The sequence below is a fragment of the Paraburkholderia eburnea genome, from assembly GCF_002917095.1.
Classification (GTDB): domain Bacteria; phylum Pseudomonadota; class Gammaproteobacteria; order Burkholderiales; family Burkholderiaceae; genus Paraburkholderia; species Paraburkholderia eburnea.
Window position 1 is genome coordinate 172,612 of record NZ_PQGA01000006.1, and the last position, 14,064, is coordinate 186,675.

Genomic DNA, 14,064 nt, shown 5'->3' on the forward strand with positions numbered 1-14,064 from the left:
CCTCGATCAATACGTCGATGGGCTGCTGTTTTCACGTCCGGAGGGTTCCGGTTCGCATCCACGGCACACGGCGACGATCATCGCGCCGTCCTGCAAGGTGCTCACCTGAGCTTCGCGCCCGCTGCCCCGATGGCGCATATGCAGATGCCCCCCTGCGTCGAGCGCCGTCGCCTCGAAGTGATGCGGAGCGCCCTCCACGCCGGTGCCGAGCCATTTGCCCAGCGCCTCCTTCGCACACCACAGCCGCGTGATCCACGCATCGCGCTGCTCCTTCGTCCATGCTTCGTCATGCGAAAGATTGTCGAGCAAGGCGTGCTCGGCGTCGCTCGATATCGCGCGAACAAAGGCGTCGTCGCGGCTCGCGATCCGTTCGATATCGACGCCCACGCTCGCGTGCTGCGCGATCGCCACGGCTTCGTCGCCGCTATGCGCGATGGTCAGCTCAGGCGCACCAGGCTCGGGCCAACCCGTCACGACCGGCTTGCCGCGCGCGTCGTTCGCGACGCCGAACGACGCCGGATGCAACGCCGTCTCGGGGCCACGCTCGCGTGCGTACCAGGCACGCAACGCGTCCTTCGCCGCGATACGGCCGAGCAGCCAGGCCCGCTGCCGCCCCGCCGGGCCCGCCGGTCCCGCCTGGCCCGAACGTTGCGCGTGACGCGCGAACACGGCCATTTCGTCCACATTCAGATAGTGACGCGCGAGCAATTCCGGATCGAAGCCCGTCAGGCACGCTTTCGTCACACGCCGCCCCACCCCGTCCGCATCGAGCGCGCCAGGCGGCAATGCGAGTTCGTCACTCAGCAGATGCCGCTCGGGTTGACGGCGGAACGCCACAAGCTTGCGATCCCACTGGAAACGCCACGAACGCCAGTCCTTCACGCGCAGCCACACACCGCCCTGGCCGTCCTGGATCTCGACATCGGCGGCGAGCGTCTTGCCGGCGCCACTCGTGATCTCCACGCGCATCGGCACGCGGGTGCCAGGCGCAGGTGTCGCGCGATACAGCTCCAGCTTGCCGAGACCAATCGGAAACACAATGCCGCCCTGCTGCAAGGTCCACACCGCCATCGCCTGCCCCACGGCGTCGAGCAGCGCCGGATCGGTCAGCAGTTGCGGCTGCGCGGTCGAGCGCAACAGGTTGGCCGGCGAACTCACGCGCAGATCGGCCTGCACGCCGCGCTCGCCCACCAGCATGTCGCCGGTCAGACACTGAAAGCGCGGCCCGTGAAAAAGCTGGCGCTCCTCGTAGACGTGCCCCGCCGACAGGGATTTGGGTGTGTTCAGGACACCGAATCCCAGATTGAGATCGAGCTGATAGTGCGAGCTGAACAGCACCGTCGCACTGATCGACGGCCGGGTTTCGCCCTGCACATAAATCTGCGCCTCGATGCGGCAGATTTCGCGCACCGTATCGAGGCTGCGCACGCGTCCCTCGACGCGCAGCGCGAGCGAGTCGGTATCGGCCAGCGCAATCCAGCGCGCGGCACTCACCTGCTCGAAGCCGACCAGTCCGAAACCTGGCGCAAGACAGGCCGCCGCCTCGGCCATGATCTCCAGGCTCACGGTCATGGGCACCACCGGAAAGCACGCCGAAAGCGGTTTGACCCCATCCGCCTGAACGAAGTGATGATCCGCGAGGTACAGATCCTCGTCGAGCGAGAGCCGCCGCTCGATCGTCACCGCCACGCCCGGTTCGTAATGCACCACGTCGCCGACGAACGGCAACACGCGCTCCGGTTCGGCAATCGGTTCATGTGTGCTCGCGCCCGCTTCCCGCGCCGCGAGTCCTTCATCGGCCGCGAGTCCGGCCGCCGCGCGAACTTCATGCAGTCGCGCGACGATGGGCATGCCGTGGTCGTGGTGATTGAGCATCACACTTTCTCCATCACGAGGCCGGTCACCGTCATGCCTGGCCCGAATCCCAGCGAGACGACGCGGGTGCCCGGCGCAATGGCCTTTTCTTCGACGATGCGCTTGAGGATGTACGGAATCGTCGCCGAGGTCATGTTGCCGTTGTCGCGGAACACTTCCTTGCTGATGCCGACGTAATCGTCACGCAGTCCCAGTTCGTCCTGCACGTGCTCGACGATGCGCGGACCGCCCGGATGGATCGCGAAGACGATGCTGTGTTTCTCGCGCTCGAAGTCGATGCCCGCGCTCTGCAGCAGCGAGGTCACGAAGCGCCGCACATGCTGTTTGATGACGATAGGCACGCGGATCGTGAGCGTCATCTGGAACTGGTGCGGCGCGGGCACCTCGGTCATCTCGTCGGCGGAATCGGGCAGCAGATGTTCGTCGAACGCGAGCACGCGCAAGCCGCGCAGGCCGTGCGAGCGCACGTACTCGTCCGAGCACACCGAATACTTGATGAAGCCGTCGCCGAAGAGCGTCATCGCCACGATGTTCTGCGCGCTGCCGTCCTCCAGATTGTGGTGCGCCGAGAGCAGTTCCGTATGCACGACATCGACACGTTGCTTGGGCGGCGTGACGCCGAAGTGCGACGACGAAAGAAAGCCGTGCGCCATGCGGATCGCCGGAAACGCGCCGTAGCAGCCCATGTGATAGCTGTGCGTGACGGTCGTGTCGAACCATTCCTTGTGCGCCACCATCCGCTCCACGGGACTCGGCGAGAGATAGCCGGTGCTGGTCACGTGGATCATGTCATCGGGCGCATCGGCGATGCCGTCGTACATTTCGGCGAGACAGTCGCCCACGACCTTCGCATAGCTTTCGTGACGCTCGCGAATGTTCGCGCCTTTCGGGTCCTTCAGATCGGGCGAATGCAAACGCAGGTGCCGATGTTCAGGCGCGGGATCGGCCAGCACGAGTTCGCCGTCGACAAAACGGATATCGCGCAGGCGTGGGAAAAACACCAGTTGACGGCGGCGGATCTGGTCGGGCGTCACCGCGTAGCGCGAGAATTTATCCCTGAAATCGCGCACGGTTTGCCGGATGCCGTCGCGCGTCTGGATGTCGTGCGTGCGGCAAAAGCCCATGGCGAGGGCGTACGAACTCACCTCCAGCGTGATGCGCTGCGCCACGGGCTTGGCAACCTGGGCGGGCCAGAAATTGGTGAGGACGGGCTTGGCGAAAGTATTCATTTGAGCGTGCTCCCCTGGTTAGCCTTGCGTGCGTCCGGGCCGAGCCGTAGCGCGGCAATCTGCTGGAGACTCGACGAGATCACGAGTTCGGGCGTGCCGCTCGCCCCTCGCTCCAGTTCCGTGATGAAATGCCGCCGCCCGAGTTCGACGGGAATCGGGCGAATCGAGCGCATTGCGTAAAGGCGGCGCAATTCGTTGCTCACCATACCGGCGTCCCACGGCCCCCAGTTGATCGAGAGCGCGTGCACGTGCGGCCACGTGTGGCACATGCGGTCGGCGAGCTTGTTGAGCACTTCGTTGGCCGCGCTGTAGTCGGACTGGCCCACGTTGCCGAAGCGCCCCGTCACGGACGAGAAGAACACGATGAACTTCAGTTGCTCCGGGCGTAGCCGCCGTTCGAGCACCAGCGCGGGCGTCACCTTGGTGTCGAACACGGCGTCGAAGGCGTCGAGCGGCTTGTCGGCGATCAGCTTGTCGCTGATCACGCCCGCCCCATGCAACACGCCGTCGATGCGGCCATACCGTTCATAAATATCATCGATCAGTTGTTCGAACGATTTTTCGTCACGCACGTCCAGGCTGCGATATTCGATCGTGGCGCCGGTCGCGCGCATCGCCGCGAGATTCGCGCGGATCTCGCGGTCGCGCAGAATGCGCGTATAAATGCGGTCGATTTCCGCAGGCGTGACCTTGCCCCCTTGCGCGCGCCGCTCGCGAATCAGAATCTGCTTGAGCGCGGCGGGATCGTCGACTTCGGCGGTCGATTCGTCCTCGTCGCCTGGCAAGGGGCTGCGGCCCACGAGGATGAGCTTCGGTCGATAGCGTTCGGCGAGCGTGCGGGTCACGTCCGCCGTGATGCCGCACGCGCCGCCGGTGACGAGCACGACGGCGTCGGGGTCGAGCGTAAGCCGCGAGAGATCCTGACGCACGACGCCGTTGTGGCGCAGATCGAGCCGCCAGCGGCCTTCGGCCGTGTAGCCCACTTCAACGCCAGGCTGGCCGCTGCGAATCTCGCCGATCACACGGGCCGCCTGGATAGCCGGCGCGAGCGCGGGATCGACGTCCACGCACTTGACCTTCACCCCCGGCCACTCGCGCGCCGCCGACTTGGCCACGCCCAGCACGCCCGCGCACTCGACTTCGAACGCGCGCGAGCGGCTCAGGCCGAATTGCCCATCGAAGGCCGTCACGTTGACGATCCATGCGCCATCCTGCGCGCCGGCCTTGAGATCCGCCTCGAAGGCCTTGAGCAGCAGGAACAGCGCTCGCGCATCGTGGCGATGGGTGTGCGCCACGTCAGCGCCCGCGCCCATTACGTTGATGAGCGCGACAGGCCGCGCAGCAGACGCAGCAACGACGAGCTCGCGCAGTTGCCGCACCGGCTCGAGCGATGAAAGATCCGCTTCGTACTGCTGAGCGTCGATGGCGCGCGTGGGTGCGCCTGGCACCCCCGGCACGATCCGGCACACGTCGGCGCCCTGCCCCGCGAGCGCGGCGGCGAAAGCGTCGGCAAGCGGACCGGCGCCCACCAATAGCACGCCCGCATGTGCGAACAGGTCGCCGGGCTCGCCCGCTTCCTCCAGTCCCGCGGCGACCGCCTCCAGTGCATAGCACTGCACCGGATCGCCGTGCGCGACATCGTCATCGGACTCCACCGCTTCATTGGACGAAGTCGGTGGAGCCGAGGCTTTTTTTGGCGCATGCCCTCCAGCGGCGATGTTCGCTTCGCCCGTCGCCGCTGCGGTCATGTCGGCGTACCACGCGACGATCTCGTTGAGCGTCTTCAGCCCCGAGAGCGCCTCGATGACCGCCTCCTCGTCGCGCTCGCCGAGCAGGTTGAACTTCGTCGTCAGGTTGCTGAAGATCTCGACGCGCTTGATCGAGTCGATGCCGAGATCGGCCTCCATGTGGGCATCGGGATCGAGCATTTCGACGGGATAGCCGGTGCGCTCCGACACGGCCTGCATCAGATGGGTCTTGAATGCGTCGATCGAGGCAGCGCCCGCGCCGTTGGCCGGACCGGGAGGCACGGCAATCACGCGCGGGGCTTCGATCGGCTCGCTGGATGCCGAGGGCGCGACGCGCTGGGGCGCCGGGGCGGGCGTAGTCGGCGCAATCGCCGCAGCCGCCGTGATCTGGCGCGGCAGGACGGGCGTGGGCGGCACGGCGTCTAGCGTCGTCGCCAGCACCACGGGCTGCGCTTGCGGCGCGGGCACCGCTGGCTGATGTTCGGCAACAGGCTGCGGAGCCGACGCGGCCAGCGGCACCGCGCCCAGAATCGCATAGGGCGACGGTTGCTGCAGCGGATCGGCGGCGCCCGTGCGTTGACGCGGCAGGGCGACGAGCTGCGCCTGGAATTCGAGGAAATGCCTCAAGCTGCGTTGCTGCTCGAACTGCAGCTCCAGCAGACGGCTCACGCCGAACTGGATCTGGGCAAACTCGGTCTCCGAGCAACGCTCTGTGGGCGGCGCGCCACGCGCAATCGCGCCTGGCCCTTCGCCGGGTAGGTTTTCCATTTTCATCGTGGTTCTCCTGTCGCTGAGGATGGAAGGCGTAAGCGGTAGCGCCGGCGCAAAGGCAGGCACTGCTGCGGCGATGGCCGGCGCCGGATCGGCAACGGCAGGCGCGCTGGACGCGGCGGCGGGAAAAGCCGCGACGGGTGCGGGGATGGGCGCGGCTGGGCGCGCTGCGGGAGACGGACTCGACGGTTCGGGCGGCATGGCTAAGCCCTGAGGCGGGACCGCCTGCCGCCGCGCGGCGGCGCGCGGCTGCGGCGCATGCCAAGGTTTTGCCCGCGCGGCGTTCACGCGCCACACGAGCGGACCGGGCGCGTCGCGCGTCGCGGCATCGGCGAAAACCTCTTCGACGCTCCAGTCCTTGAGCCCGCGATGAGCGAACCAGGCATCGAGCCGCACCAGCAGGCCGATGACCTGTGCCTGCGCCAGCAGTTGCGCGAGTTGCAGGCCGCCAGGGCGGCCTGGCGCGTCGAGACCGAGCGTGGCATGCGGGCGGCTGCCGAGTATGCGACCGACCAGGCCGCCCAGCACGAGGCCCGGCCCGCACTCGATGAACACGCGCGCCCCCGCGCCATAGAGCGCTTCGATCTCGTCCGCGAAACGCACCGGCTCCGCGATATGGCGCGCCAGCAGCGCGCACACCGCCTCGCCCGATGGCGGATACGGCTCGCCCGTCGTGTTGCTGTACACCGGCACGCGCGGCGCGCTGAACTCGACGCCCGCCAGTTCCGCAGCCAGTGCGTCGCGTGGACCGGCCATGATGTCGCAATGGAACGCGGCGCTCACGGGCAGCTTCTTCACGCGCAGGCCCGCATCGGCGAACACGGGCAACGCGGCGTCGATCGCCTCGACCGTGCCGGACACGATGGTCTGATCCGGTCCATTAAGATTCGCAATACTAATGTTCAGACCGTGGCTGGCGATCGTTTCGGCCACGCGCGCGCCGTCGGCTTCGAGTGCGGCCATCGCACCGAGAGGCGCCGCCGCCGACAGCTTGCCGCGCGCCTTCGAAAGGCGGATCAGCGCGTCGAACGAGAGCGCGCCGGCCGCGCACAGCGCCACGTACTCGCCATAGCTGTGTCCCGCGACAAAGTCGGCATGCAGGCCGAAACGCGTGAGCGCCTCGAACGCCGCCATGCCGGTCATGCCCAGGGCGGGCTGCGCGACGGCCGTATCGTTGAGCGCCGCCTGCTGCGCGTCGCGCGCGGCGTCGTCGAACACGGGCACCGGATAGATGCGCGAAGCAACGCGCGGTGCGACCGTCCCCTCACCGTCGGGTGTTGCTTCCTCGAAGAAACGCTGCAGATCCGGCATCGTCGCGACGAGATCGCGCAGCATGTTCACGCGCTGCGAACCCTGCCCTGGGAACAGGAAGCACACGCCGCCCGCCGCCTCCTTGCGCTCGCCGTAGAAGAGCGACGGGGGCGCCGTGATTTCCGCGTGATCCGGCAGCAGGTCGAGCACGCGCGCGAGCTTGTGCCGAAGATCCGCGACGGACGTGGCCAGCACAACGAGACGGCAGGCATGCGAGCCGTTTACGCGCTTGACGGCGGACTGCTCGCGGCAAAGCGACCACGCCAGTTGCGCGAGATCGACCGCCTGGGTGCGCTCCAGCGACTGCTGCATCTGACGCACCGCTGCCTCGATCGCCGCGCGGGTCGGGCCGGCGAAGGCGAAGATTTCAGCGTCGCGCGGGTTGAGGTCGAGCGTGTCCGAATCGCGAAAACTGCCCGTGTACTCGGCCAGCACCGTATGGAAATTGGTGCCGCCAAAGCCGAAAGCGCTCACGCCGCAGTAACGCGGTTGCGCCTGCGCACCGCGCAGCCAGGGGCGCGTCTGCGTGTTCACGTAGAACGGCGAAGTCTCGAAGTCGATGCCGCTCGCGGGCTTGTCCACCCCGATGGTCGGCGGCAGCACGCGATGGCGCAGCGCGAGCGCCGCCTTGATGAGCCCCGCCATGCCGGCGGCGACCTTCGTGTGCCCGATCATCGATTTGACCGAACCGACCGCGCACACCTGCTTGCCCATGTGGGCCTCGCCGAACGCGAGATTGAGCGCGGTGATCTCCGACTTGTCGCCCAGCGCCGTGCCGGTGCCGTGCGCTTCGATCAGCGTCACGGCCGCGGGATCGACGCCCGCTTCCGCGTAGGCGCGCTTGAGCGCCTGCACCTGGGCCGGCGGATGAGGCGCGGTCAGGCTGCGGTTGCGCCCGTCGCTCGAACTGCCGATGCCCTTGATGACCGCGTAGACGCGGTCGCCGTCGCGCTCGGCGTCGGCCAGGCGCTTGAGCACGACGGCGCCCACACCCTCGCTGATGGCGATGCCGTCGGCGCTGTCGTCGAACGGACGCGAGCGCCCGCGCGGCGAGAGCGCGTAGGTTTGCGCAAAGCACATGAAGCCGAGCGGCCCGTTCGTGCCGTCCACGCCGCCCACCAGCGCGACATCGGCATCGTGGCTGCGCAACTGGCGCATGCCCGCGTCGAGCGCGGCCAGCGACGACGCGCAGGCCGCATCGACCGTGAAGTTCGCGCCGCCCAGATCGAACCGGTTCGCCACGCGCCCGGCGATCACGTTGCCGAGAATGCCGGGGAAGGTGTCCTCGGTCCATTTGGGCAACACGTCGTCGTAGATCGAGGCGAGCAGTTGCTCGCGCGCCGCGTCCGACAGGCCGGGCACGTTGCGCAGATAGTGCGGCAGCAGCGCGCGGAAATTGAAGATCGTGCCGAGATCGTTCATGCCGCCCACGGCGAAGATCGTCGCGGTGCGCTCGCGCGCGAAGCCGCGCCGGTCGAACCCCGCGTCTTCCAGCGCGAGCCGCGCGACTTCGAGCGACAGCAGTTGCACCGGCTCGATCGACGCAAGGCTTGCGGGCGCGATGCCGTAACGCTGCGGATCGAAGGCGATGTCGTCAAGAAAGCCCCCCCACTTCGAATAGATCTTGTCCGGCGTGCCGCGCTTCGGATCGAACAGATCGGCCACGCGCCAGCGATCGTCGCTGACTTCGCGAATCGCATCCACGCCGCGCAGAATGTTTTGCCAGTATTCGCGCACGCTCTGCGCGCCCGGAAAGAGGCACGCCATGCCGACGATCGCAATGTCCTCGCGCCGCGTGCGCGCCGGGAACGACACGGGCCGCGCACGGCGGCGCAGGAGCGCTTCGCTGCCGGCCGAGACGTTCTCGTGCAATTCGGCGACGCTGCAGGTGGCCGTGCGCAGTCTCGCGACCTCGCCGAGCATGTAGATGCCCTCGTTGCGCTGGGTGGCCTCGTCGACTTCGACATAGCCGTCGTCGCCGCGCGCGAGTTCCGCGTCGCTGCGGTGCGCGATGCCTTTCGCCGCGATGCGCAGCCGCCCGATGTTCATCATCTCCAGCTTCATCAGCGTGTCTTCGTCAGAGCTTGCGGAGAGCACGAGATCGCGGCGTACCTTTTCGAACTCGTCGCAAAACGGCGTTTGCGCGCAGCGCGTGTACACGCCCACACCAGATTGCAACAGCGCGGTTTTCTCGCAGGCGACGGCTTCGCGCTGGAACGCCTCGACAATCGCCCCCTGCGAGACGATCTCGTGCGTGAAGAGATACGCGGTGCCCATGAGCACGCCGATCTTCATGCCGCGCGCGACGAGCGGTGCCGCGACGGCGCTGACCATCGCCGCCGAGAGCGCGTCGTGCACCCCGCCCGCGAACAGCACCTGAACCGATTCGGGATCCTTAATGTCGGCTCTGGCGAGCAGCCCGATCGCCGATTCCCACAGGATGAAGCTCGTGCGCGGTCCCGTGTGGCCGCCGCACTCGCTGCCTTCGAACACGAAACGCCGCGCGCCGTCCGCGAGAAATCCCCGCAGCAGCCCCGGCGACGGCACATGCAGATATGTCACGGTGCCCGCCTCGTCCAGTTCGCGCGCCTGGCTGGGCCGGCCGCCCGCGATGATCGCGAACGGTGGCTTGAAATCGCGCACGACTTCGAGCTGGGCCTGACGCAACTCCAACGGCAGGAAACCGAGAATGCCGACGCCCCACGGGCGCGCGCCGATCCGTTCCACCGTGCTTTCCAGCACCTCGCGCACCTGCTTGCCGCGCAGGACGGCCAGGGCCAGGAACGGCAGCGCGCCGCCTTCGGCCACCGCCGTCGCGAAGGCGCCGACGTCGCTCACGCGCGTCATCGGGCCTTGCGCGATCGGGTAACGCGTGCCGTGCTGCTGCGCGAGCGCCGCGTGCGGCGCGAGCGGCGTCTGCATGGCCGCCTGCTCGAGCGCGGCCGCCGCGTGCTCGCGCAGCGCGGTAATCATGCGACCGACCGTGCCGTAGCGCTCGGCGAGGAACGGCGCGAACGCGATGTCCTGGCCAAGCGGGATCAGGCCGCTATCGGCCGGCATGCCCTGCGCGCCTTCCATGCGCGGCGCGAGCATGGCTTGCCACGCTTCGCCTTTCGCGAGCGCGACGTCAAGCTCGCGCAGATGCGTGCGCCCCGCGCGGTTGAAGAAGCGATAGAGCGTATCGCCCGTGCCGATTACGACCGTCTCACTGCCGTCGAGCTTCGACCACTGCATGCGTTGCGCGGGCGTCGAGAACGGGCCTTCTTCGGCAAGCCAAAGCGGCTCGCCCAGCACCACGCCGGCCGCGCCGGCCAGCATCGCGGCGGCCGCCGTATGCAGGCCAATGCCGCCCTGGATCCACCAGGGAATGTCGAGTTGCCCGCCGAACTCCTGAAGCAGGATGAACGAGGCGTGCGGACCCACCCGACCGCCGGCTTCGTGGCCCTTCACGATCACGCCGTCGAAACCGGCATCCTGCGCCGCCTTCGCGCCGCGCAGATCCTGGACTTCCAGCATGACCGTGCCGGCGAGCGAGCGAGCCGCTGCGGCAAGCCGCGCGGCGTCGTCGGCGCTCAATCCGGCCAGCACGAGCAGCGGCACCGGCAGCGCATCGCCGAGCAAGGCGGACAACATCCCCAAACCACCCGCTGCGTTCATGCCTGCGTCCCAGCGCACGCCCCACGAGGCCGACTCGGAGACACCGTTTCTGAGCTGCGAGAGCGCCGCTTCGACCGCCGCAGGCGGATTGCCGATACCGAGATCGAGCACACCTGTCGCGCCCGCGCGGCAGGCTGCGATGGCGATTGCCGGGGTGAGCCAGCAGGACGGCGTGAGCGCCATCACCGCGAGCGACTTTTGTCGGACTGTTCTCATCGAAGCCCCCTATCCACGGAAGTTGACGTGCATGACCGTGATGTGCTCCTGCTCGATGAGCTGGCGCACGCTTTCGAGATTCATCTTTTCGCGCTGCGGGAGGATCACCAGCCGCGCGCCCTGTGTGAGCGGCCATAAGGACTGCCAAACGGCCTCGTCTAAGGCGTGCTCCGCGCCCTGTAGAAGCGAGTCGCCCTGTCCGATCGGCGCCATCGCCTGCAGCGATTCCAGCCGGTCCAGCACGTCGACGTGCTGCTGGAACACGACCGTCGGCGCGTCGCCTTCCGCTTCGCGGCACACCGCGCAGGCCGGCGAAACGCCATCGGCCGTGCAATCGTCCGGCCAGTTGGCGTGGCACCCGCCGGTATCGTCATCGCAGCACACCACGTTCGCGTCGATGCCCGCGCAGCACGGCAGTTCCGCGCGCTGCACGATCACCGTTCTCGCTCCCGCGGCCTGGAGCGCGGCAGCCAGACGCGCGCCCTCGCTGACGGGGTCGAGCATCAGGCACACGCCGCCCGCTTTAAGCACGGCGAGAATCGCGCGCACCATCGCGAGCGACGCGGGCATGAGCACCGCGCACACCTCGCGCGGTGCCAGCCCTTGTTCCTGGAGGATCGCGGCCAGGCTGTCGGCCTGACTGTCCAGCTCGCCGTAGGTCAGTTCGTCATCGCCGCATTTCACGGCGCGCGCCCCCGGGTTGAGTTGCGCGCGCACTTCGAAGCGACGCTGGATCGGTTCCGGCACGAGATGGGCAAGTGTGAAGGCGTGAGCGGGTGCGGCTTCCCGAGGCGGTCTGCCCATCGACTCGCCACTCGATAAGGGATGCTGAATGATCTCCTCCAGCATCGTCCAGTCGAGCGCGGTATGCGGCACCCGGCACAGCAGTGCATCGCCATCCATCACGGCGCGGTGGTCCGTGAACCACTTGCCAACGTCTGGTCTCACATTCATGGCGTTCCCCTTACCCCTTGCGTGCGGCGGTTCGGCACGACTGCCCTGCCTCCTGCCCTACGTTCTGCCATTCCCGACCGTCCTTCAGATGGCGTCGGCCTGGCCCACCGGCCCGACGCTCCCCTCCAGTTCCGGCGCGCTCGTCCTGGCCACGCGGCGCCGGTACGCGTTCTTGTGCTTGCGCATGTTGTCGGTCAGCTCCGAGATGACCTCGGTAGCCGCATAGACGATCTGGTTGAAGCTGAAACCCGCGCTGATCATTTCGCGGTAGAACGACTTCGCGAGAATGCGGGCCATCTGGTTCGGCGACTGCGCCGATTCGGCGACGATTTCTCCGATCGTCTTTTCCGTGCTGCGCGTGAGCGCCAGTTGCGCGAAGCGCGACTTGAGGATGTGCTGCATATGGATGACCTGGATCGAGCGCGTGATGACGAGCGCGAGCAGGCCAAAGAGCTGCAGATCGTCGGCATCGAAGCAGCGCGCCGGCTGCCGCTGATGCGCACGGATCACGCCGATCACCTTGCCTTGCATTTCGATCGCGGAGAACATGCGCATACTCTCCAGCGAAGGCGAGGCGAGCGCAGCGGGCGGCAGCACATCGCCGAACCCCGTGCCGGGCCGCAGCCCCATCTCTTCGACCTGGGACTCGCTCAGCATGACGATCGCGCACGCGGCATCGAGCACATCCCCCGCTTTCTGCGCCAGCTCACTCAGGCAATCTTCGATACTGCCTGCGTATTCGATCTGGCTAAACGTGTCGCGCATCTTCGTAATGACAATCTGGCTCTCGTTCATTGCTCAGCCATCCTTATTAATATGCGGTCATCCTCGATACCTGCATCGACCTTTTGCGGCAGCGCGGTTCGTCTGATTTCCCCGCACCTCGCAAGGCCACCCCTCCTGCCCCTTCCTGCCCGCATCGTCATTTCGATGCGCCTCCCCGGCGTTCTCCCTGTTCGTCTGTTTTTGTTACTGCTTGTAAGTGCCGAGCCGGTTAAATGGATGTTATTGGATAAATTCCGTTGTATCCGCCATATTCCCTAAAGTTTCAGACACGATTTCCGCATTGCACACCGAGCATTCCAAACGTCCGTTCGCAACCAAGGCGCCATCATGAGCTTCGCGCGAGTCGCGCGCTATCGCGCGAATGCTCCATGAAATAAGGACCGCGCGAGGCGTTCCGATCCACGATGCCCGATTCCGCCAAAAAAACCTTCCATTCCGACGAAATGCACCCCCTCAAAAACGTGGCCAGTATGATGCAACGCAGCGGATAACTAGATTTGCACGCTTGAACGGGAGACCGCGATGAGCCTGAGAGACTGCGATAAAACGGGGAACCACGCGCCACGGGACACGGGCGCCGCGCCCGCCGCCTACACAACGAGCCGCATCGCGATACTCATTCTCGAGGCGTGTCAGCTCAGTGAAGCGGCCTCGGTGGCGGAAACGTGGCAGTTGGTCAACGACGCGCTGTCCTGGTCGGACGAAGCCACGCATCGCTACGACGTCTTCGTGCTGTCGACGGAAAAAGGCAACGTCGCCTGTGCCTCGTCGATCCGGCTGTTCGCCGAGAACATCGACGAATACGACCCGCGCCTGTTCAAGGCGATCTTCGTTGGCGGCGGCCATAGGACGTTCGCGCCGCACGTCGTCGACTGGCTGATTCAGGCAGGCCCCGAAGTCGAACTGATCGCCATTTCGAGCGACGTCGAGGCGTTGCTCACCCAGCTGCGCCCATCGCCCGAGGACGCCTCAAGCCGCGGCTCGGCAAGGACGGCGCGCAGCGTGGCGGCAGTGGAACGCGTACTTGCCATGGCGGAACGCGACTTCGGCACGCTAGTGCGCATTCGCAGCGAGATGCTGCGCGCGAAGCTGCCGTCAACCCGCAGCGGCGGCAGAATCACGAGCATGATCGGCACTTTCGCGCTGAGCGAACGCATCGAAGCCTCGCTGCTATGGATCAAAAGCAATCACGCGGGATCGGTGTCGATCTCCGAACTGGCGCGGCGCGCGTCCATGAGCGAGCGCAATTTCCTGCGACGTTTCAAGGCTGAGGTCGGACAGACCCCGCGTGAATATCTCGCGCGCGTGCGACTGGAAAATGCGCAGATTCTGCTCGTGCAGACCGACTTGCCGGTCGACAAGATCGCACGCCGCTGCGGGCTCTTCAACGGCGATCATCTGCGCCGCTATTTTCTCAAGTACCTCTCCGTTTCGCCGCTGGAATACCGTTCGCTGGCGCGCGAGCGCCCTGTGACGGGTGCCGCGATCGAGACGCTCAACACGGGCATTTGAACCGC

General features: G+C 66.8%; 6 protein-coding genes. 1 reads left to right on the forward strand and 5 read right to left on the reverse strand.

Features of this window, described 5'->3' with window-relative positions; genetic code table 11:
- Positions 1-6 precede the first annotated feature (6 nt).
- The 5 genes from B0G62_RS14245 to B0G62_RS14265 all read right to left on the reverse strand — a co-directional run bounded on the left by B0G62_RS14245 (position 7) and on the right by B0G62_RS14265 (position 12,556).
- On the reverse strand, positions 7-1,875 hold the full coding sequence (locus tag B0G62_RS14245) for a polyketide synthase dehydratase domain-containing protein (RefSeq protein WP_103704844.1): 1,869 nt from the start codon (positions 1,873-1,875) through the stop codon (positions 7-9).
- Positions 1,875-3,104 (reverse strand): 3-oxoacyl-[acyl-carrier-protein] synthase III C-terminal domain-containing protein, encoded by a 1,230-nt coding sequence (locus B0G62_RS14250; RefSeq protein WP_103704845.1) that lies wholly within the window; start codon positions 3,102-3,104, stop codon positions 1,875-1,877. Before B0G62_RS14250 ends, B0G62_RS14245 begins: the two co-directional genes overlap by 1 nt.
- On the reverse strand, positions 3,101-10,807 hold the full coding sequence (locus tag B0G62_RS14255; protein WP_103704846.1) for a type I polyketide synthase: 7,707 nt from the start codon (positions 10,805-10,807) through the stop codon (positions 3,101-3,103). Before B0G62_RS14255 ends, B0G62_RS14250 begins: the two co-directional genes overlap by 4 nt.
- A 9-nt stretch (positions 10,808-10,816) precedes the next feature.
- On the reverse strand, positions 10,817-11,761 hold the full coding sequence (locus tag B0G62_RS14260) for an AMP-binding protein (RefSeq protein ID WP_103704847.1): 945 nt from the start codon (positions 11,759-11,761) through the stop codon (positions 10,817-10,819).
- Between the two features lie 84 nt (positions 11,762-11,845).
- Positions 11,846-12,556: a hypothetical protein gene (locus tag B0G62_RS14265; RefSeq protein WP_103704848.1), complete on the reverse strand. Its 711-nt coding sequence runs from the start codon at positions 12,554-12,556 to the stop codon at positions 11,846-11,848.
- 513 nt (positions 12,557-13,069) lie between these two features.
- Between B0G62_RS14265 and B0G62_RS14270 the strand changes: the two genes are divergently transcribed.
- Entirely contained in the window at positions 13,070-14,059 is a 990-nt protein-coding gene (locus B0G62_RS14270; protein WP_103704849.1) for a helix-turn-helix domain-containing protein, read from the forward strand.
- The last annotated feature ends 5 nt before the right edge of the window (positions 14,060-14,064 follow it).